The organism is Limnobacter sp. SAORIC-580, from assembly GCF_013004065.1.
Classification (GTDB): Bacteria; Pseudomonadota; Gammaproteobacteria; order Burkholderiales; family Burkholderiaceae_B; genus Limnobacter; species Limnobacter profundi.
In genome coordinates, this window is record NZ_CP053084.1 from 2,578,603 (window position 1) to 2,602,793 (window position 24,191).

Annotated in this window: 25 protein-coding genes; 16 read left to right on the forward strand and 9 right to left on the reverse strand. The window is 53.6% G+C overall.

Annotated elements, in window-relative coordinates; translation table 11 throughout:
- The first annotated feature begins 83 nt into the window (after positions 1 to 83).
- Complete coding sequence (locus HKT17_RS12085; protein WP_105027139.1) at positions 84 to 941, forward strand: phosphate/phosphite/phosphonate ABC transporter substrate-binding protein; 858 nt, start codon at positions 84 to 86, stop codon at positions 939 to 941.
- Complete coding sequence (locus HKT17_RS12090) at positions 938 to 3,202, forward strand: response regulator (RefSeq protein ID WP_171100356.1); 2,265 nt, start codon at positions 938 to 940, stop codon at positions 3,200 to 3,202. Before HKT17_RS12085 ends, HKT17_RS12090 begins: the two co-directional genes overlap by 4 nt.
- On the opposite strand, the gene HKT17_RS12095 is transcribed toward HKT17_RS12090, so the two are convergent.
- Positions 3,191 to 3,556 (reverse strand): RidA family protein, encoded by a 366-nt coding sequence (locus HKT17_RS12095; RefSeq protein WP_240965802.1) that lies wholly within the window; start codon positions 3,554 to 3,556, stop codon positions 3,191 to 3,193. The two genes, HKT17_RS12090 and HKT17_RS12095, sit on opposite strands and share 12 nt — an antisense overlap.
- Before the next feature lie 12 nt (positions 3,557 to 3,568).
- On the opposite strand from HKT17_RS12095, the gene HKT17_RS12100 reads away from it, so the two are divergent.
- Complete coding sequence (locus HKT17_RS12100; RefSeq protein WP_171100360.1) at positions 3,569 to 4,087, forward strand: SRPBCC family protein; 519 nt, start codon at positions 3,569 to 3,571, stop codon at positions 4,085 to 4,087.
- Positions 4,088 to 4,100: 13 nt separating this feature from the next.
- Here HKT17_RS12100 and HKT17_RS12105 read toward each other — a convergent pair whose 3' ends face one another.
- From HKT17_RS12105 to HKT17_RS12115, 3 genes are read right to left on the reverse strand one after another with little or no spacing between them, the layout of a single operon-like run.
- Positions 4,101 to 4,439, reverse strand: a complete 339-nt coding sequence (locus HKT17_RS12105) for a protein tyrosine phosphatase family protein (RefSeq protein WP_008252062.1) — start codon at positions 4,437 to 4,439, stop codon at positions 4,101 to 4,103.
- A 47-nt stretch (positions 4,440 to 4,486) separates the two neighbouring features.
- Positions 4,487 to 5,485: a cytochrome d ubiquinol oxidase subunit II gene (locus HKT17_RS12110; RefSeq protein WP_171100362.1), complete on the reverse strand. Its 999-nt coding sequence runs from the start codon at positions 5,483 to 5,485 to the stop codon at positions 4,487 to 4,489.
- 14 nt (positions 5,486 to 5,499) lie between these two features.
- Positions 5,500 to 6,888, reverse strand: coding sequence for a cytochrome ubiquinol oxidase subunit I (locus HKT17_RS12115; RefSeq protein WP_171100364.1), 1,389 nt, complete (start codon positions 6,886 to 6,888; stop codon positions 5,500 to 5,502).
- 135 nt (positions 6,889 to 7,023) lie between these two features.
- Here HKT17_RS12115 and HKT17_RS12120 point away from each other — a divergent pair, with 135 nt between their 5' ends.
- From HKT17_RS12120 to HKT17_RS12135, 4 genes are all read left to right on the forward strand, one after another.
- Positions 7,024 to 8,196, forward strand: a complete 1,173-nt coding sequence (locus HKT17_RS12120; RefSeq protein ID WP_171100366.1) for a multidrug effflux MFS transporter — start codon at positions 7,024 to 7,026, stop codon at positions 8,194 to 8,196.
- Between the two features lie 149 nt (positions 8,197 to 8,345).
- Positions 8,346 to 9,215: an alpha/beta hydrolase gene (locus HKT17_RS12125; protein WP_008252055.1), complete on the forward strand. Its 870-nt coding sequence runs from the start codon at positions 8,346 to 8,348 to the stop codon at positions 9,213 to 9,215.
- A gap of 102 nt (positions 9,216 to 9,317) precedes the next feature.
- The gene (locus tag HKT17_RS12130; RefSeq protein WP_171100368.1) at positions 9,318 to 9,614 is read left to right on the forward strand and encodes a hypothetical protein; all 297 of its coding nucleotides are present in this window, start codon (positions 9,318 to 9,320) and stop codon (positions 9,612 to 9,614) included.
- 19 nt (positions 9,615 to 9,633) lie between these two features.
- Positions 9,634 to 10,533, forward strand: a complete 900-nt coding sequence (locus HKT17_RS12135; protein WP_171100370.1) for an NAD(P)-dependent oxidoreductase — start codon at positions 9,634 to 9,636, stop codon at positions 10,531 to 10,533.
- A gap of 362 nt (positions 10,534 to 10,895) precedes the next feature.
- Here HKT17_RS12135 and HKT17_RS12140 read toward each other — a convergent pair whose 3' ends face one another.
- Positions 10,896 to 11,849, reverse strand: a complete 954-nt coding sequence (locus HKT17_RS12140) for a CysB family HTH-type transcriptional regulator (protein WP_171100372.1) — start codon at positions 11,847 to 11,849, stop codon at positions 10,896 to 10,898.
- Between the two features lie 112 nt (positions 11,850 to 11,961).
- Here HKT17_RS12140 and HKT17_RS12145 point away from each other — a divergent pair, with 112 nt between their 5' ends.
- The 7 genes from HKT17_RS12145 to cobA are packed head-to-tail and all read left to right on the forward strand — an operon-like array spanning position 11,962 to position 18,994.
- Positions 11,962 to 12,759: a sulfite exporter TauE/SafE family protein gene (locus HKT17_RS12145; protein WP_240965803.1), complete on the forward strand. Its 798-nt coding sequence runs from the start codon at positions 11,962 to 11,964 to the stop codon at positions 12,757 to 12,759.
- Positions 12,760 to 14,439 carry a nitrite/sulfite reductase gene (locus HKT17_RS12150; RefSeq protein WP_171100374.1) on the forward strand — a complete coding sequence of 560 codons (1,680 nt, stop codon included), beginning with the start codon at positions 12,760 to 12,762 and terminating at the stop codon, positions 14,437 to 14,439. It begins immediately after the preceding gene.
- Positions 14,440 to 14,979: a DUF934 domain-containing protein gene (locus HKT17_RS12155; protein WP_171100376.1), complete on the forward strand. Its 540-nt coding sequence runs from the start codon at positions 14,440 to 14,442 to the stop codon at positions 14,977 to 14,979. It abuts the gene before it with no gap.
- A gap of 2 nt (positions 14,980 to 14,981) precedes the next feature.
- Positions 14,982 to 15,779, forward strand: coding sequence for a phosphoadenylyl-sulfate reductase (locus tag HKT17_RS12160; RefSeq protein WP_171100378.1), 798 nt, complete (start codon positions 14,982 to 14,984; stop codon positions 15,777 to 15,779).
- A 39-nt stretch (positions 15,780 to 15,818) separates the two neighbouring features.
- The gene (gene cysD, locus HKT17_RS12165; protein WP_105027150.1) at positions 15,819 to 16,742 is read left to right on the forward strand and encodes a sulfate adenylyltransferase subunit CysD; all 924 of its coding nucleotides are present in this window, start codon (positions 15,819 to 15,821) and stop codon (positions 16,740 to 16,742) included.
- 52 nt (positions 16,743 to 16,794) lie between these two features.
- Complete coding sequence (locus HKT17_RS12170) at positions 16,795 to 18,144, forward strand: sulfate adenylyltransferase subunit 1 (RefSeq protein ID WP_171100380.1); 1,350 nt, start codon at positions 16,795 to 16,797, stop codon at positions 18,142 to 18,144.
- A 55-nt stretch (positions 18,145 to 18,199) separates the two neighbouring features.
- A complete protein-coding gene (cobA, locus tag HKT17_RS12175; RefSeq protein WP_171100382.1) occupies positions 18,200 to 18,994 on the forward strand; it encodes a uroporphyrinogen-III C-methyltransferase in 795 nt (264 codons plus the stop codon).
- 19 nt (positions 18,995 to 19,013) lie between these two features.
- On the opposite strand, the gene HKT17_RS12180 is transcribed toward cobA, so the two are convergent.
- Genes HKT17_RS12180 through lptF form a run of 4 tightly spaced genes read right to left on the reverse strand, consistent with a single transcriptional unit; the run spans position 19,014 to position 22,078 of the window.
- Positions 19,014 to 19,274 carry a hypothetical protein gene (locus HKT17_RS12180; RefSeq protein WP_008252035.1) on the reverse strand — a complete coding sequence of 87 codons (261 nt, stop codon included), beginning with the start codon at positions 19,272 to 19,274 and terminating at the stop codon, positions 19,014 to 19,016.
- A 22-nt stretch (positions 19,275 to 19,296) separates the two neighbouring features.
- Positions 19,297 to 19,674, reverse strand: a complete 378-nt coding sequence (locus HKT17_RS12185) for a sirohydrochlorin chelatase (RefSeq protein ID WP_008252033.1) — start codon at positions 19,672 to 19,674, stop codon at positions 19,297 to 19,299.
- Entirely contained in the window at positions 19,671 to 20,909 is a 1,239-nt protein-coding gene (gene lptG, locus HKT17_RS12190) for an LPS export ABC transporter permease LptG (protein ID WP_105027154.1), read from the reverse strand. The genes HKT17_RS12185 and lptG overlap by 4 nt, the downstream gene beginning before the upstream one ends.
- Positions 20,906 to 22,078, reverse strand: a complete 1,173-nt coding sequence (lptF, locus tag HKT17_RS12195) for an LPS export ABC transporter permease LptF (protein WP_171100384.1) — start codon at positions 22,076 to 22,078, stop codon at positions 20,906 to 20,908. The genes lptG and lptF overlap by 4 nt, the downstream gene beginning before the upstream one ends.
- Positions 22,079 to 22,155: 77 nt before the next feature.
- Between lptF and HKT17_RS12200 the strand changes: the two genes are divergently transcribed.
- Positions 22,156 to 23,757, forward strand: a complete 1,602-nt coding sequence (locus HKT17_RS12200; protein ID WP_171100385.1) for a leucyl aminopeptidase — start codon at positions 22,156 to 22,158, stop codon at positions 23,755 to 23,757.
- A gap of 10 nt (positions 23,758 to 23,767) precedes the next feature.
- Complete coding sequence (locus tag HKT17_RS12205; protein ID WP_171100387.1) at positions 23,768 to 24,190, forward strand: DNA polymerase III subunit chi; 423 nt, start codon at positions 23,768 to 23,770, stop codon at positions 24,188 to 24,190.
- Position 24,191 lies beyond the last annotated feature (1 nt).

The window sequence follows — 24,191 nt, forward strand, 5'->3', positions numbered from 1 at the left end:
TAAATCAATGCTTGTTTTCATGATTCGATGAAACCAATAAATCTTAAAATATTAATTACCAATTAATTTAACATTTATACATCATGCCCACTTTCTCGGCTTTCATCGCCCGCACAATATTGCCTTGTATTGTCACACTGTTTGGATTGACTGCAGGGCAATTTGCGCATAGCGCAGAAAAGAATTCAACTCTTCGTCTCTTGGTGGTTCCGCAATTCCCAGCCACTGAAATTCATGCTACCTGGAGCAAATTACTGGATGGGTTGAAGAAAGACGGTCTCCCAGAAATCGAACTGGTTTTCGCAAAAGACATTACCGAGTTTGAGAGCCAGTTCAAGGCTGGACAAGCCGAGTTGATTTACTGCAACCCTTATCACATGGTGATGGCCAAAAAGGCACAAGGCTACACACCGCTCATTCGGGACAGCAAACCATTGACCGGCATTCTGGTTGCAACAACTGGCAGTGCCCACGATGGCATCAAAGAACTCAGCGAGTTGAACGGCAAAACCCTGCTTTTTCCATCACCCAATGCATTCGGTGCTTCGCTGTATATGCGTGCCTTGCTAAAACGGGAGAAGGGACTGGAATTCACCACCAAATATGTAAAGACACACTCCAATGTCATTCGTGGCGTGGTACGTGGTGAAGGGCAAGCTGGTGGCATGGTCAACGCCACGCTACTGGCAGAAACGCCTGAGCTTCAACAGAAGGTCAAGGTGATTTACGAAACCCCACCCGCACCACCTCACCCGATTGCAGCGCACCCTCGCGTAGATGCCTCCACCCGGGAAGCAATTGCGGCCGCTATTTTGGGACACATCAAAACACACAAACAGGTGGGTGAAGACATTCAAATGCCCAACCCTGTGCGGGCCGATTATTTCAAAGATTACAAACCACTTGAAAACCTCGGACTTGAAGCATTTCTTTCCAATTGAAACCGTCTTTTCACACCATCACTCATCCCAGCCTGGGCACCAAACTGTTGGTGTTGGGCATTGGTTTGGTGTTGACGCTTGCGCTGGCATTTACCTGGTTTAACACCAAAACCCAGCGCAATGAATTGCAAGGCGTATTCAATCAACAAGCCACAGCCCTCGCGTTCAACATTGCAGTTTCAAGCAACAGCCATTTGCTTGAAAAAGACTTTGCCATTATTGAAACCTTGTTACTGAAGGCCAATGGATTCAAAGACCTGTATTCAGCCACTGTGGTTTCCGCCGATGGTCAAGTATTGGCCCAGGTTTTGCGCGATTCGAACACCCAGCGCCTGTCCCCCCGCTACGATGTTGCTCGCTTGCATGTGGACAAACGCGATCTACACACGCAGTTGCTCAGCAGCGAACGCCACCTGACCGTGATTGAACCGATTGAATCGGGGCGACTGATCGGTCATGTGGTGCTGGAGTTTGATTTGACTCCCCTACAGACCCGCCAGTCCGAACTCATAGAGCGCAATATTCTGCTGGCTGTCATTCTGATTTTTCCAGCCGCCCTGGCCTTGTGGCTTTTCATCCGCAAAACCATTCTTGAATTGAATGCGCTCACCGATTTTGCACAGCGTATGGTGAAAGACCAGGGTATTGAGCAAGCTACCTCCCCCACTTCCCGAGAGCTGGCCATGCTGCACCACACGTTGAATTGGGCATCGGTCACGCTGAGAAAAAAGAACCGGGCACTGGAAGCTGCCAAACTGAAAGCCGACAAATCCAATGACTTGAAGTCGCAGTTTGTGGCCAACATGAGCCATGAAATCCGAACACCTTTGAACGGCATACTGGGACTGACTGAGGTTACCTTGAGCAACAGCGCACTGGCCGAAAAACCGCGCCGCAATCTGGAACTGATTCAACTCAGCGCCGAGCACCTGTTAAGGGTGGTCAACGACATTCTGGATTTTTCAAAGATCGACGCCAATCGCCTGGACATGGACCCTCAACCCTTCGAGTTGCGCCCCAATGTGCAAGCCATGGTGAAAATGGTGTCCAGTGCCTACGCCAAACCCAGTGTTGCAACCGTGCTCGACATTGATCCCGCCATTCCGCACTGGCTGTTTGGCGATTGTCCGCGAATTATGCAGGTGCTGAACAACCTGCTGAGCAATGCGCTGAAGTTTACCCAGCATGGCCAAGTCAGCCTGACAGTTACTGCAAAACAGGGATCCGATAAACACTCAAAAATCAAAAGCAAAATTCATTTCGCAGTGCGCGATACTGGCATGGGAATTTCTGAGTCAGCCCGCACCGAGATTTTCAAGGCGTTTTCTCAGGCAGAGCCTGGCACGGCGCGCAAGTATGGCGGCACGGGCCTGGGCTTGACGATTACCCAGCGCTTGCTTGAATTGATGAATAGTCGGATACATCTCTGGTCTGAAGAAGGCATTGGCAGTGAATTCAGCTTTACACTGGAGCTGCCGATCGTCGAAGAACAAAAAACCACTGAAAATGAAACACTGCCTGTCGATATGACCTCGAACAACAACCCTGCCGCCCCTGAGTTTGGCCACGCCTCCACCGGCCTGCGTGTATTGGTGGCAGAGGACAATATGGTGAACCAAACCTTCATTTCGCATGTGCTGACCCAGCTCGGTATCTCCTATCGCTTTGCAGATGATGGTTTGGCAGCCGTGCAAGCTGTGGAACAGGAGAGGTTTGATATGGTGTTCATGGACATGCACATGCCCAATATGGGCGGGCTTGAAGCATGCCGTACAATTCTTGCCAAACCACAGCACAAAAACCTGCCGATTGTTGGGTTGACAGCCGATGCGATTGCCGACACCCGCGAGGCCTGCATGTCTGCAGGCATGCGCGAGTACATTTCAAAACCATTCAAGCGCAGCGACATTGAAGCAGTGCTTGCACGCCTGAAATTCAATGTGTCGCCAATTCCAATGCAAAACTTTGACCATGACAAAGAATTGCTGAAAACAACCATAGACATGATTGCGGCTGAAATTCCGCAACTTGCAGATGACACCGAAAAACAGCTTTTGGCCGAAAACTTTCCTGAGGCCAAACGAGCGCTGCACACACTGAAAGGGCATTGCAAATTGGTGGGGGAGCTTGCGTTTGCTGACTTTATTCAGCAACTGGAAAACCAGTTGACTCAAAACCAGCTACCCGCAGCAAAGTCAATCGAGCACTTAAAAACCAACTTGCGAGTACTTCAACAACGCCTGCGTTTGTTAAGCCAGTAAATCCGGATTCACCGCTGCCGTCACCACCAGCTCGACTTTCCAGCCTGGCTTGGCCAACCCTTTCACCTCTACACACGCGCGCGAAGGCGCGGTGCCTTCGGGCAACCAAGCGTCCCACACGGCATTGAACCCCTCGTAATCGCGAACCATATTGGTTAAATAAACCTGAACCAATAGCAAATGGCTTTTGTCAGTGCCGGCACCCGCCATCGTGCGCTCCAGGCTATTCAACAGGTCTCGGGTTTGGGCCTGAATATCCCCTTCCTCGGTGGAAGGCACTTCAACCAAATAAACCACCCCGTTGAAGCTGGTGGAATCGGAGTAACGTTTTGTAGTACCTTGTCTGTGTATCACAGGACCCCCTTCATGAAATTTGAACATTTGGTGCAGATCAACGACCCAAGCTTGCCTGGTATTGACTGGTTAACACGGCAACAACTCTGGTTTGGTTTGGTTGCACGGGCCTGGAAACCCACCCGCTTCGTGCTCGGCCTCGAAGACGCGCAAGTGATGCAAACCAGTCAACAAGGCAATGTCACCACGCTTGCACGCGTGCTCAATTACGGCCCCTTTCAAATTGAAGACACCATTGAGCTGATCGAAGAAGACCGTACCAAGACCCGCATTTTAGCGAATCAGTTTTGCGGCGACAGCACACTGACCATTTCGATTGAAGAACCTGAATCGGGTGAACTGTGGCTGCGGTTTCAGTACCAGGTCAGCGATGCGCCAGTCAGCCAGGGTGGCCCCGAGGTGTCGTCACACGACGTGGACGAGATTCGAAAGCAGGCTTATCGCGCAGCAGACATTGACACCGTGCGAATGATTCGCGAGCTGGCCATGGCCATGCCAGCGAATCAAGCTGACAACCGGAAAGACCACTAGGTGAAAAGCCTGCTCATTTCAGGGCACAGGCACCCATGTAAATTTGGCCGGAACGATTGCCGCTGCGGCAGTAAGCCAAAACCGGTTTTTCCGCTGCATCCAGAATGCGTTTGAAGTCCTCAAGCAGCACTTCCGAGGGGGGTTGCCCCACTTCCATGGGCAAATAGTGAATGGCCAGGCCCAGGCTTTTCGCCTTGGCTTCAATGACTGAGTGGGCCAGTTGAGCGCCCACCTCGTGGTCGGGCCGGTTATTCACAATCGTTTTAAAGCCCAGTTCAGCGATTGCTTCCAAATCTTCCGGACTGATTTGGCCGCACACTGCGACCTCATTGCTCAGTTGCCTGATGCTCATTTCAACAAATTCCTTCGGTGCGTTGTCACAGCATGAAAGCTGCGCTGTTACTGATAAGACAGTTCTTTGGCCTTGCCCCAGAACACTTTGTAAGAAAACGCAGTGTACCCGAGGATGGTTGGCAAAGTGATCACCACACCCACCAGAATAATCTTCAATGCTTCGGGGGAAGAAGCAGCCTCCCACACGGTTAGCTGATTCAGCACCACGTACGGATACTGACTGTAGGCCAGACCCATGAAGGCCAAGGTCATGACACCCGCAGTGAGTGCAAACACCATCCAGCCGTAGCCAGCGTCCATCAAACGTTGACTGCCAAGCACATGGTGAATGCCCCACAGGCACAACATCGATGCGATCGGAATGGGTGCCAGCGCCACAATGTTGGGGAAGCTGAACCACTTGTCAAAAATTTCAGGCACCACCAAAGGGGTCATGGCCGAAATAAAAGCGATTGAAGCCAGCATGGGCCAAAAACTGATTCGCCCCCACCGGCGGGATTTTTCAATCAAATCGCCTTCCGTTTTCATGATCAACCAACCACTGGCCAACAAGGTGTACGCAAAAGGCAAGGTAATGGCCACGCCCAAATTGAACACCAATTGGGACCAATGGTTCGAGAAGCCCGTAATGTAGCTACCCAGCATCCAGCCTTGCGAAACCGACGTAACCAGTGAACCAATGAAAAAAATCCGGTTCCACAAAGGCTTGTAGGCAATATCCACCTTTACCCGGAAATCAAATGCCACTCCCCTTAACACCAGGCCCAGCAGCATGAAAGTAACAGGCAGGTACAAGGCCGTGAGCACCACACCGTGGGCTTTGGGAAAGGCCACCAGCAGCACGCCCACGCCCAGCACCAGCCACGTTTCATTCGCATCCCAGAACGGGCCGATAGAGTTGATCATTGTGTCTTTTTCGTCGTCGGTCGCATGGGGCAACAGCAGGCCTACGCCCAGGTCGTACCCATCCAGCACCACGTAAATCAACAGGGACAAACCCATTACACCCATGAAAAGCAAAGGTAAAAACTCATTGAATGTCATGGCAGGCACCCCTTTTATTGTTCACGGCGAAGTTTGTCAGCGGGCGTGGTGGCCGGTGCTGCACCGCCCCAATTGACTTTCTTCGACGAGCCAATGCCACCCAGCAGCATGTACCGCAACACCCACACGTACGAAATAATCAGCCCAATGTACATGGCCATGTACAACAACACCGTGAAAGCCAGCAATTGGGGCGGGTGTTGAGCCACCACATCGGCAGTACCCAACACGCCATACACCACGTAAGGCTGGCGACCAATTTCAGTGACCCACCAACCCGCCACGGTGGCCACCCAGCCCGAGAACATCATGAACATCAAAGCCGTCAATATTAGTCGATGGGTTTTGTTTTCAAGCACTGGGCCGGTTTTGCGGAAAGCCCATACCGACGCCCAAGAAACCAGCAGCATCAATACACCCATGCCCACCATGACCCGGAAGGAATAAAACACAGGCCCTACCGGGGGGTGGGTATTCAGGAAATCATTGAGCCCTTTGATTTCGCCGTTGAAGTCGTGCGTCAAAATAAAACTGGCCATTTTCGGTATGCCAATTTCAAAATGATTGGTGCGCGCTTCGCTGTCAGGAATGGCAAACAACAGCAGTGGTGCACCCTTCTCGGTTTCCCACACACCTTCCATGGCAGCCACTTTGGCAGGCTGGTGTTTCAAGGTGTTCAAACCATGCAAATCGCCCACAAAAATCTGGACAGGAATCAGTGCTGCTGCGCCATAAACTCCCAGCTTCAACATGTGGCGAGTGAAAGGCTTTTCACGTTTGCGCAGAATTTGAAGTGCGCTACCGCCCGCAATCACAAAGAACACAGTCAAGCCGCTGGCCAGCAACATGTGCGTGAAGCGATACGGGAAAGATGGGTTCCAGATGATTTCCAGCCAATTGGTGGCGTGCATCTGGCCATCAATAATTTCGAAACCCTGCGGGGTTTGCATCCAGCTGTTCAGCACCAGAATCCAGAAGGCCGACAAGGTGGTGCCAAAAGCCACCAAGAAAGTCGCCAACAAATGAACCTTGGGCGACACACGTTGTTTACCAAACAGCATCACGCCCAAAAAAGTTGCTTCCAAAAAGAAAGCGGTCAACACCTCGTAGCCCAGCAGGGGGCCGGAGATATTTCCGGTCTTTTCCATAAAGCCCGGCCAGTTGGTGCCAAACTGAAAACTCATGGTGATGCCAGACACCACGCCCATGGCGAAAGTCAGCGCAAAAATTTTTGTCCAGAAATAATGGGCCTGCTCCCATTCGGTTTTTCCGGTGCGTACATGCTGCAAGCGCAGATAAAACATCACCCAGCCCAGGCCGATGGTGATGGTTGGAAACAAGATGTGGAAGGTGATGTTGGCCGCGAACTGAATTCGGGCAAGATCGAGCGACGTGAATTCCATACTGCACCCCATAAACCGAACTGGCTACATGATCATGACCATAAATAGGTAAACGCGCTCTGTCAAATTGCTTTACTCAATGGTGCGCTGCGCAACGCGTACAATGCCGAATTACCCAGAAAACGGAACCCGGTCTTGATTAACCGCCCCATGTTTTTCCTGCTGGCTGCACTGGCCGCATTCGCCCCACTGGCGATTGATCTTTATTTGCCCAGCCTTTCGGCAATCGGCAACGAACTACAGGCACCAGCAGGGCGTGTTCAACAAACAGTGACTGTGTTTCTGGCCGGGTTTGCCATGGGTATGCTCTTTTATGGACCACTTTCCGACCGGTTTGGCCGCAGGCGAATGATCTTCGCCGGCACCAGTGTATTCGTCGTTGCAAGCGTGGCCTGCATGTTGGCTCAAAGCATTGAACAACTTTTGCTGTTTCGCCTGATTCAGGCTTTTGGCGGCGGCGCAGCAGCTGTCATTTCGCGTGCTGTTATTCGAGACCTGTTTGGCGAAACCGATTCAGCCCGGGTCATGGCCATGATTGCCATGGTTACTTCGATCGCCCCCATGATTGCGCCACTTTTGGGGGCCTACATTCTGGAACTGGGTTCCTGGCGTTATGAATTCCTCTCCTTGGCGCTGTTTGGTGCAGCGTGCACGGTCGCCGCCTACCTGTTGCTGCCCGAAACATTAAGTCAAACCCACAGCCAAACTTCCATTTCCCTGGCCTTCCGGGGATATTTGACGGTATGTCAACACAGCGATGCACGCCTGCTGATCATTGCAGGTGGAGCGCACTTTGCCGCCATGTTCGCTTACATCACTGGCACGCCATTTGTGTACATCGAGTTTTTTGGTTTGAGTGAAAAAACATATGCTGTGCTGTTTGGCTCAAACGTATTGACATTGATTGGTTTTGGCTATGCCTCCACACGTTTGGTGAAACGCACAGGCACCACACCGCTCATTAAAGTCGGTTCTGCCTTGGGTTTGCTCGGTGCTCTCGTGGTATTGGCCAGCGCCTGGCATGCAGGCACGACCAGTGGGAATTTGGGATTGATGGTAGTTGGCTTTTTGCTGTGTGTGGGTTCACTGGGGTTTGTTGCACCCAACACCACGGCACAGTTGTTGAGCAAACATCCCAAAAATGCCGGGGCAGCTTCGGCCCTGTATGGCTGTGCGCAATTTGGTTTGGGGGGATTGGCCAGTTGGGCTGTTTCAGTGGTGCACGACGATACTGCCCTGCCCATGGCCGCTGCGGTGGTGGGCTTTGCAGCGCTTGCGTGTTGGGCAAGCATTCGACTAAAACGCTGAACTTTTCATTGTAAGCACAAAATTATTGCCATTGTGTTTAATCAACCGCGAAATTGGCATGAAAATTGGACTTTTTGGTCCCTTTACGGTATGTTGTGTCACGAATTTATTCTGCCCAACAACCTAAACACACATTTTTGCACTGCCATATGGCCGACACAAAAGCCCAAAGTGGCGAGAACCAGCCCGACGTGGCTTGGCTCGAGAGCCAGTACAACGTCCGCTCTTACCTGCCCGATCACCCCAAAACCTTTGCTCGCTGGGCTGAACAGTCCCGCTACGCCCGTTTTGATCTGGATGGGTTCTGGAATCAGTATTTCGGCGAATCGGAAGCAGAAACCGTGGATGTCATTCCTGGCAAACCCGGCAAGCCGCTGTTGATTTTCATCCATGGCGGCTATTGGCGTTCGCTGGACAAATACGACTTCACCTTTTTGGCCAAGCCGTATGTGGCCCGTGGCTACTCGGTGGCACTGCTGAATTACGGCCTGATTCCACGCGTGACCATTGAAGACAGTGTTCGCCAAACCTTACGCGGCATTGAGTGGCTCTATCGCCAGGCGGACCGCTTTGGCTTTGATGCCAACCAAATTGTGGTGTGCGGACATTCTGCCGGAGGGCATTTGGGCGTGATGAGCGCGCTGGCGTTTTGGCCCCTGTGGGCCTCTGACCTGCCCCAAGACGTGGTGAAGTCGGTGATCGCAATTTCGGGCATTTACGATTTGAGCCCCTTGGTGCACACACCCTTCATTCAGAAAGACCTGAAGCTGAATCAGAAACGCACCCGCATGGTCAGCCCGGCATTGATGCCCAAGCCCACCATTCCCGTGCACCTGGCCTTTGGCACCAAAGAAACGGATGCCTTCAAGGAACAAAGCGCTTATTTGGCGTCGCACTGGGGTCTGAACCCACCGTTGCAGGTGAATGCCGATCATTTCAGCATTTGCGACAGCATTGCCGACCCGAACAGTGAGTTGTTCATGCTGATTCAGAACCAGTTGCTGTTGCCATCTCACTAAGACAGCGCTAGAAACTGAACGGGTTATCCCCCCATGTTCGGTAAACTGCTTTTCAGGCTGGTGCCGTATAACTAAGTTGTACACACCAGCCTGGAGGCAAGAATGCCCCTCACAATCGCCTACTCCAACGCCGCAGGTTCACTTGGGCCGCGTTACCCCGATGGTCAAACCCTGATGCGCAAACGTACACTTCGCCAAACCGCGAGGTTGTTCAAAGTAGGCGCTGAAGTACTGCTGAACACAGCGCCTGCCACGGTGATCGCCTACAACATTGCCGAGTTTGGCCGCTGGATTTCAACCAGCCACCCAGTACTGGTTCAGCTGCACACCGGCGAACTGCAATATTGCCGCTTAAGCGATCTGCACACTGCTGAAAACCCGAGCATGCAAACCCACTGACGCTGACTATAATCCGGGGATGAACTCAACATCCCCAACACCCAAAACCATTGGCTTCATAGGCCTTGGCAATATGGGGTCCGCCATGGCGGGCCACCTTTGCAACGCGGGCTACACCGTGCTGGCCTGGGCGCGTAACGCGTCTACCCTCGAAGCACTGGCTGACATCCCTCTTGTTGCGCAACCCAGTATTGCAGCCTTGTGTGCAGGCACCCGCCTGCTTGCTTTAAATGTCACCAACACCGCGGATGTTCAATCGCTGCTGTTTCGCGACGGCGGTATTGCGCAACATGCACAGCCCGGATCAATCATTGTGGATTTCAGTACCATAGACGCGGCCGCCGTGGCTGACATTGCGCGCCACTTGAAGTCTCGGAACGTTGATTACATTGACTGCCCCGTTTCCGGCGGCGCTGCGGGCGCGCGTGCTGCAACCTTGAGCATGATGGCGGGTGGGGATTTGGCAGCCTTCAATCAGATCGAGCCCATGCTGAAACACTTGGGCAAAACCATTCGACATGTGGGGCCGTCCGGCGCGGGTCAGGCCATCAAAGCAGCCAATCAAATGGCACTATGCATTCAATTGGTAGGCATTGCCGAAGCCATGAATTACGCACTGGAGCAAGGTGCTGAATTGAGCGTGGTACTTGAGCTGTTGCAAGCGGGCTTACCCGCGAGCCGTGTGTTGGATTGGGCTGGACCCCACATGGTGAAAGGTTTCACTGACCCGGTTTCCATTGAAGCGCACCTGCATGCAAAAGACGTTCGTATGGTGGCCGATGCTGCAAAGAAGCAGGGTTTGCATTTGCCGCTGTTGTTTAAAACCGCAAAACTGCTGGATGAACTGGTAGCCAATGGGCCGAAGAGTCAGGACACATCGAGAGTTTTTGAGGTGGTTCGCAAGCACATGCGAATCTAGTGGCAAGCTGAACCGCTGCACTATTCGGGCCTTGGCGCAGTCGCGCTCAGTAACAAGCCGCACAGCTGCACTATTCGGACCTTGGCGCAGCCCGAGTTCTCCCAACTAACCCCCTGGCTTGGGTCATGCAAAGCGCAATAGCGCCTTTGCATCGATTCCTTGCGGAATCGCCTCGCGCTGCGAGGCCGTTGGGCGGGCTGGCCTGAACTCGCCCCGACCGCCTTCTTCGAGGGGCGGTTTCAGGCAAGGCGAGGTTCAGCTTGGGGCCAACAGATTTTCCGTCGCAACAGGTACTGCGCTCCGAGCAAATCAACCACACGCGTCATCAAACAAACCGCTCCGAGCAAATCAGCCACCCCGCATCAAATGTCGTACGCCTGCCCCCCACCCAACACGCGGTCTATCAGCTTCGGGGTCAACATCGGTGCAAACACCGCAATGAATTCATACATCAGCGTGCGCATGAACACACCTTGCCGCAGGGCAATTCGCGTGGTGTTGCGGCCAAACAAGTGGTCCACTGGTACAGCCATCAACCCTTTGTCTTTCAACGCATCAAAAGCTACTTCAGCAATAATACCCACGCCCAAACCCAATCCCACGTAGGTTTTAATCACGTCCGCATCAATGGCCTCAAGCACCAGGTCAATGTTCACCCCAGCCTTCTGAAACGCTGCATCAATTTTCTTGCGGCCCGCAAAATGGGTTTCATAGGTGATGATAGGCATTTGATCGAAATCAGCCAGCGCAATTTGCCGCCCGCCCGATGCAAAAGGTTTTAACAGGGGCGAGTCGGTGGGCGCCACCGCAATGTGGCCCCAGTCGTAACAGGGAAATGTCACCAAGTCAGGCTCATCGGCCAAAGCCTCGGTGGCCACAGCCAAGTCGGCCTGGTCTTTACGCACCCACTGGGCCAGTTGCTCGGGGGTGCCCTGCAACAAAATCAGCTTCACCTTCGGGAATTTCTTGCGAAAAGTAGCCACCGCCTGTGGCAAAACGTAGCGTGCCTGTGTGTGGGTCACGGCCACGGTCAACTGCCCGCTCTCGCGCGCTGCAAATTCTTCGCCTACACGCTTGATGTTCTCAAGCTCGGCCAATACGCGCTCACAGGCTTGGTACACCAATTCACCGGGAGGCGTTAAACCTTTAATACGCTTGCCGTGTCGCTTGAAAATCTGAAAACCCAGCTCTTCTTCAAATTCGATGATTGCCTTGGACACACCTGGCTGAGAGGTGAACAGCGCTTTGGCCGCATCGGTCAAGCTGAAGTCATGGCGAACCGCTTCCCGAACGAATCGAAGCTGATGCAAGTTCATAAAAACCCTTTATTCCACAGGGGAATATATAAATGGAAATACTATCGTTTGAATTATAAGGGCTAGCGCTTACACTTCAAGTCCCAAAAAACCATTTTCATCGAGCTTTCACGTGCCTTTCGACATCAATTTAGTCTACGTAGCTTCTGGCCTGGCGGTCGGCCTTCTGGTCGGCCTTACCGGCGTTGGGGGCGGCTCCTTGATGACACCCTTGCTGACCGTGTTGTTTGGCATTCCTGCCACCACCGCAGTTGGCACTGACCTGGCATTCGCAGCCATTACAAAGGGTGCAGGTACTGTTGTTCACCGCTTGCGCAACACAGTCAACTGGAAAATTGTGGGGCTGGCCTGCTTGGGCAGTGTACCGGCATCGCTGGTTACGATTGCAATTCTGCACGGCCTGGACATTCAAAATGCCGGCAAGGGCAGCCCGATTGACGTGTTTATTCGCTGGTCCATTTCCATTTGCGTGATGTTGACCGTGGGCGTGCTTATTTTCAAAACAAAAATTGTTCATTGGCTGCAAAACCATCCACAGGCCCAATTGCAAGACAAAACGCGTACTATCGCGACCGTGGTTGCATTTACAGTCATCGGCATGTTGGTGACCGTTTCATCGATTGGTGCCGGTGCAATTGGCGCCATGGTGCTGATCATGCTGTATCCGCACCTGAAAGCCTCTGAAATTGCGGGTACCGACATTGCCTATGCGGTACCACTTACGACTGTGGCGGCCTTTGGTCACTTTAGCCTGGGCACCGTTGATTTTGGTTTGTTGGGCGCACTGTTGCTGGGGTCCATTCCCGGTATTACGGTGGGCAGTTATTTAAGTCGCGCAGTGCCTGAAAAGTTCTTGCGCGGGGTATTGGCCACGACCCTCACCGCCGTGGCCGCAAAACTGGTGATGTAAATGTACAAATACGACGACTACGACCACGCCCTTGTACGCGAACGCGTGGCTCAGTTTCGCAACCAAACCGAGCGCTTTTTGAAGGATGAACTGACAGACGAAGAGTTCCGCCCCCTGCGCCTGCAAAACGGCCTGTACATTCAGCGCCATGCGCCCATGCTGCGCGTGGCCATTCCTTACGGCCTGCTGGGTGCAAAACAGTTGCACAAGCTTGCCGATATTGCGGCCAAATACGACCGCAACTACGCACACTTCACAACGCGCCAGAATATTCAGTACAACTGGCCTGCACTGGAAAATGTACCTGCGATTCTTGCTGAACTGGCTGAAGTTGAAATGCACGCCATTCAAACCAGCGGCAACTGCATTCGCAACACCACCAGCGATCCGTTTGCAGGTATTGCGAAAGACGAGTTTGTAGATCCACGCCCATTCTGCGAATTGATTCGCCAGTGGAGCACCTTCCACCCTGAGTTCGCTCACCTGCCCCGCAAATTCAAGATTGCAGTGAATGGCGCAGCAGAAGATCGCGCTGCCGTGCAAGTGCACGACATTGGTGTGAATTTGACCCGCAATGCTGCTGGCGAAGTGGTAGCCCAAGTGCTGGCGGGCGGTGGTCTGGGTCGTACACCCGTGATCGGCTCTGTCATCAAGAACGACCTGCCCTGGCAGGAACTGCTGACCTACATCGAAGCGGTGATGCGCGTGTACAACCGCTATGGTCGCCGCGACAACCTGTACAAAGCACGCATCAAAATTCTGGTGCGTGCCATTGGCCCCGAAGAATTCTCCAGGCAGGTTGAAGAAGAGTGGCAGCACATCAAAGGTGGTGTGTCGGTGATTCCCCAGAAAGAATTTGACCGTGTTTCATCTTTCTTCACGGCCCCCGCCTACGAGCAGTTCAGTGCTGAACAGGTGGCCACCATTGCAGAGCAAAACCGTGGCCTGCGCGCCAAGCATGTAGGCTTTGACCGCTGGCTAACCCGCAATGCACGTGAACACCGCCAGCCCGGTTATGTGGCCATCAGCATTTCACTGAAGCGCCCTGGTATCGCCCCTGGCGACGCCACCACCGATGAAATGCACTTGATTGCAGACCTGGCCGAGCAGTATTCATTCGGTGAGCTGCGTGTGACTCACGAACAAAACTTTGTACTGTCCGATGTGGCTGAGCAAGATTTGTTTGAGTTGTGGAGCACCCTGAAAGAACACAATTTGGCCATGCCGAATATTGGTTTGGTCAGCGACATGATTGCCTGCCCTGGCGGTGATTTCTGTTCACTGGCCAACGCCAAATCCATTCCGATTGCCTTGGGCATTCAGGAAGCCGTGGACAACCTCGATTACCAGTTTGATTTGGGCGATCTCAGCTTGAACATCTCGGGATGTATCAACTCCTGTGGTCACCACCACATTGGCAACATCGGTATTTTGGGTGTCGATAAAAACGGTGAGGAGTGGTACCAGGTTACGCTGGGCGGCCGCCAAGGAAACGAGGCATCCATCGGTAAGGTGATCGGCAAATCGTTTTACGCCGAAGATGTACCCGGTGTGGTGGTAAAGCTGCTTGAAGTGTATGTGCGCGAGCGTCATGAAGATGAGTTGTTCATCGACACCCTTGACCGCATTGGCGCCGAGCCCTTCAAAGACCACGTGTACGCCAACAAGGAGGCTGCATAAATGAGCCAAATTATTGTTAAGCCGTTAAACGGTGAAGCCGCAATTGTTACCGATGAATTTGTGGTTGTTGAAGTGGGTACGGCTGAAGCACCTGTGGCAGTTCCCTCCGAGGGCAAAGTGCTGGTGCACTTGTCCGTGTGGGAAGCAAGCAAGGCAGAATTGACTGCACGCGCCGAAGCGGGCGATTTGGGTGTGTACCTGAACCCCGAAGACAACCCGGAACAATTGCAGGGCGACGTGAATGTGCTCAAGCTGATTGCATTCAACTTCCCGGTGTTCAAATACGGCCAGGGTTATTCAGGCGCAGTATTGCTTCGCACACGCTATGGCTTCAAAGGCGAAATTCGCGCATTTGGCGACATTTGGCGCGATCAGTTTTTCTACCTGGCGCGTTGCGGCTTTACGCAATTCGACATCAAGGAAGGCAAGTCGCTTGAAGACGCATTGAATGCGTTTTCCGATTTCACCATTCCATACCAAACCAGTGCCGATGGGTCGCTGCCTGTGTTCAATCGCAGGGCTGCAGCGGCAGGAGCGTAAGCATGAATGCAGTGAACACTTCGCGCTTTCACAGTGTTGAAGCAAGCCCTGAAAACAACGCTGCATTCGAGCAAGTGATTGCTGTGTTTCGTGGCCCCCACCAGCCTGCCACCGACATCGCAGGCAAAGTGCAGGCGCTGGAAACCCTGTTGACCCAAGCCGCGCAAGAGTTCGACAACATTGCACTGGCCAGCAGCCTTGCGGCTGAGGACAATGTGTTGTTCGATGTAATCGCACGCTTGAAGCTAAACATTCGCGTATTCAGCCTGAACACGGGTCGCCTGCACCAGCAAACCCTGGATGTAGCCCCAGCCTTGCAAGCCAAGTATGGTCAAACAGTGCAGTGGTTTGAACCACAAGCGCAAGCTGTTGAAACCTACGTGAACACCAAAGGCCGCGATGCATTTTATGAGAGCACGGCGCTGCGCAAAGAATGCTGCGGTATTCGCAAGGTAGAACCTTTGGCGCGTGCCCTTCAAGGTGCAAAAGCCTGGGTAACCGGCCAACGCCAGGCGCAGGCAGCGACCCGCGCCGCACTGCCTGTGCGGGAATTCGATGCCGACCGCGGTATTGAAAAATTCAATCCGCTGGCGGATTGGAGCGAGGCCGATGTGTGGACCTATGTTCGCCAGTTTGAGGTGCCCGTGAACAAGCTGCACTTCGAAGGTTTCCCTTCAATTGGCTGCGAACCCTGCACTCGAGCAATCACCATTGGTGAAGACATTCGCGCCGGCCGCTGGTGGTGGGAAGACCCAAGCAGCAAGGAATGCGGTTTGCACAACGCAAATTTAAAGAAATAAGTTCAAGAAACACACTGAATCTACAAGTTGAGAAAAATCATGAGCACGCAAGTGAGCACGCAAAAACACACCATGTCCCACCTGGACTGGCTTGAAGCAGAAGCCATCTACATCATGCGCGAAGTCGCGGCGGAATGCGCACGTCCCGCCATGCTGTTCTCAGGCGGCAAAGATTCCATCGTGATGCTGCGCCTTGCGGAAAAAGCATTTCGCCCTGGCAAGTTTCCATTTCCCCTGGTGCACATTGACACCGAACACAACTTCCCGGAAGTGATTGAATTTCGCGACTGGAAAGCCAAGCAATTGGGCGAAGAACTGATTGTTCGTTCACTGGAAGGCTCCATCAAAAAGGGCACCATTCGCCTGCCGCACCCCGACGCTTCACGCAATGCGTTTCAAAGCGTCACACTGCTTGAGACCCAGGAAGAATTTGGCTTTGACGCACTGATGGGCGGCGCACGCCGTGATGAAGAAAAAGCACGTGCGAAAGAACGTATTTTTTCGTTCCGCGATGGCTTTGGTCAATGGGACCCAAAAAACCAGCGTCCTGAACTTTGGGACCTGTACAACACCCGCGTTCACCCCGGCGAACACATGCGCGTGTTCCCGATTTCCAACTGGACTGAACTGGATGTGTGGCAATACATTGAACGCGAAAAGCTGGAACTGCCCAACATTTACTACGCCCATGAACGCGAGATTATCGAGCGCAATGGTTTGTTGGTGCCTGTTACCGAGATGACCCAACCCAAGGCCGGTGAAACTGTCACAACGCGCACAGTGCGCTTCCGCACTGTGGGCGACATTACCTGCACCTGCCCAGTGGCAAGCACTGCAGCCACGCCAGCTGAAATCATTACTGAAACAGCGGTGACCGACATTACCGAGCGCGGCGCAACCCGCATGGACGATCAAACTTCCGAGGCCTCTATGGAGCGCCGCAAGAAAGAAGGTTATTTCTGATCCCCGGGCCTACGAGAAACACACGCGCGAAATAAACAACGAGATGAATACCATGAATGCAATTAACGAAGCCTTGAAACTGAGCACCCAAGACCATGGGGTACTGCGCTTCATCACCGCTGGTTCTGTCGACGACGGAAAGTCTACCCTGATCGGCCGCCTGCTCTTTGACAGCAAAGGTATTTTTGCCGACCAGCTGGCTGCCATTTCCAAGGCAAAAAACAAGCGCACTGCCGGCGATACCATCGACTTTTCATTGCTAACCGATGGCTTGGAAGCCGAGCGTGAGCAAGGCATTACCATCGACGTGGCCTACCGCTACTTCGCCACACCTGCGCGCAAGTTCATTGTGGCCGACACACCGGGCCACGAGCAGTACACCCGCAACATGGTGACTGGTGCGTCCACAGCCGATGTAGCCATTGTGCTGGTCGACATTACCCGCGTTGCATTTGAAGAAAGCACAGAAGGCCTGAAAGCCACGCTGCTGGCCCAAACCAAACGCCACAGCGCCATTGCCGGCAAGTTGGGCATTCCCGCCATTTTGTTTGCCGTGAACAAAATGGACCTGGTTGATTTCGACCACGCCAAATTCATTGCCACCGAAAAAGCCGTGCGTGAGCTGGCAGTCACCGTGGGCGTACAAGAAGCGCTGGTGCTGCCGATTTCAGCCCTGACCGGCGACAACGTGGTCACCAGCAGCCCCAAAACCCCTTGGTACACTGGCCAGCCCTTGCTGCCCATTCTGGAAAACATTCCCAGCCGTGCTGACCGTGCAGAAGCTGCGCACAAGGTGGGTTTCCGCTTCCCGGTGCAATTGGTGGCCCGCCACGATGGTCACAAAGCCGAGGACTTCCGCGGCTACATGGGCCGTGTTGAAGGTGGCAGCGTGAAGGTGGGCGACACCGTGGTGGTTCACCCTTCTGGCCAAAGCGCAGTTGTACAGCGCATTGTATTTTTGAACGATGATTTGCCCGAAGCCCACTTGGGGCAGTGTGTCACCTTGGTGCTGGACCGCGATGTGGATGTATCCCGTGGCGATCAAATTGTCAGCGTTGGCGACACAGTGAACCACGCCCCGGTGAAAGCATTGACGGCCGACATTTGCTGGCTGGACAATGAGCCATTGAACCCTGCTCGCAAGTACTGGATCAAGCAGACCACGCGCCAAACCCAGGCCAAAATCAAATCCGTGAATTTGGTGCTCGACATTCACACCCTGCTGCATGGTGAAAGCACCAAAACGGTGCAAATGAACGACATCGCACAGATTGAATTGGTGCTGGCCCAGCCCATCGTGGCGGATTTGTACACCGAATGCCGCGCAACGGGTAGTTTTATCCTGATTGACAGTGCCACCAACCAAACCGTGGCAGCTGGCATGATCGTTGCAAAGAACTAAGCAACGACCCTTCACCCGGTTGTTGGTTGCTTGTTCTTAAATAGGGACTTTTGAGATGGGACGCGTTGTATTGATTGGAGCAGGACCTGGAGCGGAGGATTTAATCACCGTTCGTGGCCTGAAGCTGTTGATGCAGGCAGACTGTGTGTTTTACGACGCGCTGGTCAGTCCCTCTCTTCTTTCTGAAGCCCACCCCAATGCAAAACTTGTCGCCGTTGGAAAACGATGCGGCAAGAAATCGACTGCCCAGCACTTCATCAACAAACAGCTTGTTGAAGCGGCTGAGAAATACCGCTTGGTTGTGCGCCTGAAAGGCGGCGACCCCATGGTGTTTGGCCGTGCCGACGAGGAAATTACCGCACTGAAAACCGCAGGCCACACCGTTGAAGTGGTGCCTGGTGTTACTGCTGCACTGGCGGCGGCCAGCAGCCTGCAAGCCTCGCTCACCTTGCGTGGTGTGGCCCGCAGCCTTACTTTAACCACCCCTTCAGTGGGCGCTGATGAAGTACCCAGCACCGAATTGTTCACCGGGACTGAAAACGACACCGTGGCTGTGTACATGGGTTTGCGTCAGGCTGGGCCCTGGGCTGCCGCCTTGCTTGAAAAAGGCCGCAATCCGGCTACCCCGGTTATTCTGTGTGAAAGCGTGTCCTTACCTGCCGAGAAATTCACGCCGCTGAATTTGGGCAGGCTTCCATCGTTTTCTGCTGAACAGCTCACCGATGGACCTTGTCTTATTTTGATTGGCCAAGCGCTGGCAAAAGCACAGGCTGAACTACTCGCAGGCGATAAAAACCCGGTCGGTGTTGAATTGACCGGGTCGCCATTCGGATCGAACAAAGCTGCTTGATCGCCTCTAGAACGAGCGTTTAACCCGCTGCAGCTTCGCACTTCTTCATGAAGGAATTTTTGGCCGCACCTGCCAGCTTCTTGCCATCTTTGCCCACCGCACGTTCTTCACAACTGGCCTTGTTCTCAGCCAGACATTTTTTCATGAATGAATTTTTCGCAGCACCAGCCAGGGGCTTTCCTTCCTTGCTCACCGCCTTGGCCTGACAAGCGGCCTCGGTGGATTGTGCATGGGCAGGGATTGAAAAACACAGCGCAGCCAACAGCAACCATTTCTTCATGTTCTATCTCCAGTTGTTTTAATTAAACCTGCTGAACAATTTCATTGGCAATTGCTTGCCACACTGCATCCCACTGACCCACAGCACTTGTGGCCTCAATGTTCAAACCCGGGTGTCTGGCTTTCAATTCAGCCATGATGACCGGAAAATCATTTTTCAAATGCCCGCCCCGACCGAAGAAGATGGGCACCACTTGAATGTGCGTCACACCGCCTTGCGCCATGCAATCCACGGTGTCTGGCAAACTTGGTGCCATCAATTCCAGAAAAGCCAGCTCAACCTGCACGTTGGGCAATTGCCCAATCAAAATGCTTTGCAACCGTTTCATGGGTTCGGCCCATTGGGGGTCTCGCGCACCGTGGCCAAACAACACAACTGCTTTTTTCTGGGTACTGCTCATCGATTCCTCAATACATTCAAAGTGCGCCAAGGCGCTGGTTGCGACACCCACCACAATGCCCCCATACCCACCACAAATCCCAGCAGGCTGGGCAAAGCAGCGCTCACAAAGGGCGGGAAACTGGCCACCATGCTGAGGTGGGAAAACAGGTTGTTGACCAAATGGAAACCCACGCCAATCATGATGCCCGCAAACACCTTTACGCTGACACTGCCCGAGCGGAAATGCAGGTAGGCAAACGGCAGCGAGATCATCATCATGATGAGAATGGCAAACGGGTACATTATTTTTTTGGCGAAGGCCAAATCAATGTTGTCAGTGGCCTGCAAATTACTGCTCAGGAATTTCGAGTAGTTGTACAACTGCCAGGCGCTCATGCGGTCAGGGCGAACGAATAAACCCGTGAGCAACTCTGGGGACAAATTCGAGGTCCAGCGCATGGTGTCGAGTGATTCAAATTCACTGGCCTGAATGGTTAAACCCGCACGGGCCGCATCGGGGTTGTTCACTGCCTCATCGAAATAACGCTGCAGCAAAACATTGCGCAATTCCCAATCGCCACTGTCCGGATCAAACTTTGCACTTTCAGCGCGAACCCAAGCACGAATTCTGGATTCAGGATCGAGCTCATAGTATTCAAGTTTGAGCAATTCGCCGTCTTTGTTGAATGAATCAAAATTCACGAAACGCACACGTGATTCGGCATCCGGGGCACTGTAGGTGTCTCGCATCCAGTATCCGCTGCGAAAATCACGGTCTACCTCATAGCCCAGAGCCTTGGCGCGCATGGGCACTGCTGCCCTTTCGGCCAAGGGTGCCACGCCCTCGCCAAACAACACCGTAATGACCACCACGCCCGCCGCAATTCGAACCAGCATTTTCAGCATGCTGGTGGTGCTTAGACCTGCGGCGCGCATGGCAGTCAATTCACTGCTGGCGGCCAATTGAACCAGCGCGTATATGGAACCAATCAGCGCGGCGATGGGCGCTATTTCGTAAACCCGTGCGGGCAGGCCCAGCAACACGGCGATGAAATAATAAAACCAGCTGGTGCCGGGCAAACTCAAACGGTCTACCTCGGCGATCAAATCGAAAAACGCAAACAAACCCACAAAAGCCACCATCACGAAACTGATGGCTTTGTATAGCTCGCTGCGAAAATACACCAGCAGCGAATGGGGTACCTGAAATGGTTTGCTGACCTGTTTGCGAACATCGCGGGAGGACATTTTCATCGCTTGATCTCCTGGCCCGCCACCACGTCTTGCAAATCAAGGGCACGACCCGGTCTGCGCCAGCGAAGCAGAGGCGCACCCGCAGGGCGGTTGCGCTTCACCATCAACAAGTAGAACATCAGCAATACACTGGCATGCGGCAGCACCAAGGCCACCCAGAAGTCGAGGGTTTCCTTGGTGACCATGCTTTGGGTGACCGACACGATGTTGCTGTAGGTGAGATAAATCAACAGGGCAAAAAGCTGGTTCAGTGAATTGCCGCCGCGCGGATTGACAAAGGCCAATGGAATGGCCAGCAAACCCAGTGCCAGGGCAGACAAGGGCAAGCTGATTCGCCACAACAGTTCGCCTTGAGCGGCGGGTGAAAAATCGGCAATCAACAGGTCGACACGGCGGTGCTGTAACTGAAAGCTGGGGGCGGCACCCAATGTGTTGTCAATTGCCAAACCGTAAGTTTCGAACTCGGTGCTGGTAAACCGTTCTCCAGTGCCGTCCAGTGTAGCGCGGCGCCCACCGCTCAACACCAGGTAAGGCTGACCACTGGCGTCCACTTCTACGCTACCGCGCGCAGCCGAGACCACAGTCCGGGTGTCGCCTTTGGAGTCGACTACAAACACGTTTTCGACCTGCTTGGTGACTTCAGACTGACGCTCTACGAAGAACACGCGGTTGCCTTCGCCTGATTCCCGGAACTGCCCCGCGCTGACCTTGCTCACATCGCTGCGTTTCGCAAAGCGGTCTTTGGCTGCATCCAACTCAGCTTTGGCCCATGGGGTAAGCCATACCGAGCACACCAAGGCCAACACGGTCAGCGGCACGGCAAAGCGCAGCACAGGTCGCACCAGTGAAAACAAGGACACGCCCGAGGCAAACCAGGCGGTCATTTCCTGCTCTTTGAAGGCGCGCGACACAACCCCCATCACTGCGATGAACACGGTGATGACCAAGGCAGCCGGCAGGTATTGAAGACCGCCCAATAAAATGAGTGTAAATACCTCAGCGTTGTCCACCTTGCCGCCCGCAGCCTGACCCAGGGTACGAACCAGCACAGTGGTCACAATGATGGTGAACAGGGCCACGAAGGTGGCGCCAGCGGTTTGTGCGAAGTCTTTTCGAAAAGTGGATCGAAACAGCATGCAATGCAGGTGGGCTGTGCTTTGACTCGCCAACCCAGCTTGTTAATAATGGTAGATTGTCGCATGCATTCGTTTTGAATGGTCGAGCATTAATCGCAAGAAGGAACACCATGACAGCAACACCCGCCACTCCCAAAGCCAGAAAAACCAGTTCCACACGTGTCGCCAAAAAAGCGGCGCCGACGCCACCGCCCATGTTCAGCTTCAAGGCGGGTACGGGCGCTGTCGCCAAAGTGACTGCCGGCGGACCTGTGCCCACCAAGGGTTGCGATGTGGCTGTGGTTGCTGTGTACAAAGAGGGTGAATTGACCGCAGCCGCCAAACGGGCCGACATTGACACCGAAGGCTTGGTGGCCAATGCCTGTAAAACCGACAAAAACCTGGGCAATGCTGGCAGTTGCCGCGTGGTTTTCAACACCGCGAAAGCCGGCGCGCCGGTGTACGTGCTGGTGGGTCTGGATGAAGCCGACAAGCTGACCACCAAAACCCTGCGCAAAGCCACCAGTGCCGCCTGCGAAGCGCTCAAAGGCCTGAAGCCTGCGAAGGTATTTTTCGCCGTGAACCAAGAAGTACCCAAGAAAAGCAGCGACAAGGAAATTGCGGCTTTGTGCGCACGCACCATTACCGAGAGCTTTTACAGCTTTTCAGCCTGCAAAAAACAGGATGAAGACGCAGCCGCCCCTCCCGCCTTCGAGCTGGCCTGCACCAAATCCACCCAAGAGGCTGTTGAAAAAGGCGCCGCCATTGGTCAAGCCATTGGCAATGGCATGCAGCTGACCAAAGACTTGGGCAACTTGCCCGGCAATATTTGCACTCCAAATTACCTGGCTGAAACAGCCAAAGCCCTGGCCAAGCAATACAAGCTGGGCGTTGACGTGCTGGACCACAAAAAGATGGAAGCGCTGGGCATGTTCAGCCTGTTGTCGGTGGGCAAAGCGTCCAGCGAACCCCCCAAACTGATCGTGTTGAAGTACAACGGCGCAAAAGACCCCAAAGAAGCCCCAGTGGTGCTGGTTGGCAAAGGCATTACCTTTGACACTGGTGGTATTTCACTGAAGCCCGGTGCGGGCATGGACGAAATGAAATACGACATGTGTGGCGCAGCCAGCGTGTTGGGTACCATGAAAGCCGCCGCTGAAATGAAGTTGGCCCTGAACCTGATTGTGGTAGTACCCACGGCCGAGAACATGCCTGCCGGTAACGCAAGCAAGCCAGGCGACGTGGTGGTGTCCATGAGCGGGCAAACCATTGAAATTTTGAATACCGATGCAGAAGGCCGCCTGATTTTGTGTGATGCACTTACCTACGTTGAGCGGTTTAACCCCGCCGCCGTGGTCGATGTGGCCACCCTCACCGGTGCCTGTATTGTGGCGCTGGGTCATGTGAACAGCGGCTTGTTCAGCCCCGATGACGAACTGGCCAATGAATTGTTCAAGGCGGGTCAAAACGCATTGGACACAGCATGGCGCATGCCTTTGGACGAGGAATACCACGAGCAGTTAAAAAGCAACTTTGCCGACATGGCCAACATTGGTGGGCCGCCCGCAGGCAGCGTCACTGCCGCGTGTTTCCTGCAAAAGTACACCAAGGCCTACAGCTGGGCGCACCTGGACATCGCGGGTACAGCATGGCATTCAGGCAAGGCGAAAGGCGCAAGTGGCCGCCCGGTGCCTTTGCTGGCTGAGTTTGTCATGAAGCGCGCAAAAGCCTGAGGGTTGTGAATTGACCCGAATTGACTTTCATCTGAATGTGTCCGACCACCTGCTGTACACCTGTCGATTGATTCGAAAGGCGTACGGCAGTGGGCTGAAAATTGTGTGCTACAGCACCCGTCCCGAGGTACTTGAAAATCTGGACAAGCTGCTGTGGACTTTCTCGGAAGAGGACTTTTTACCCCATGTGGTCAGTGGCCACCCAGGTGTGGCTGACACGCCCATTGTGTTGACCGACAAAGCCGATGACATCGCCCACTACGATTTATTGATTAACCTGGACGAACAGTGGCCACCGTTTTTTGCGCGGTTTGAACGGCTCGTTGAAATTGTGGGCACAGACGAAGACAACAAGGCATTGGCGCGGCAACGCTACAAGTTTTACAAGGAACGGGGTTACCCGCTGAATACCTTTGACCGCGCCAGCGGTTAAT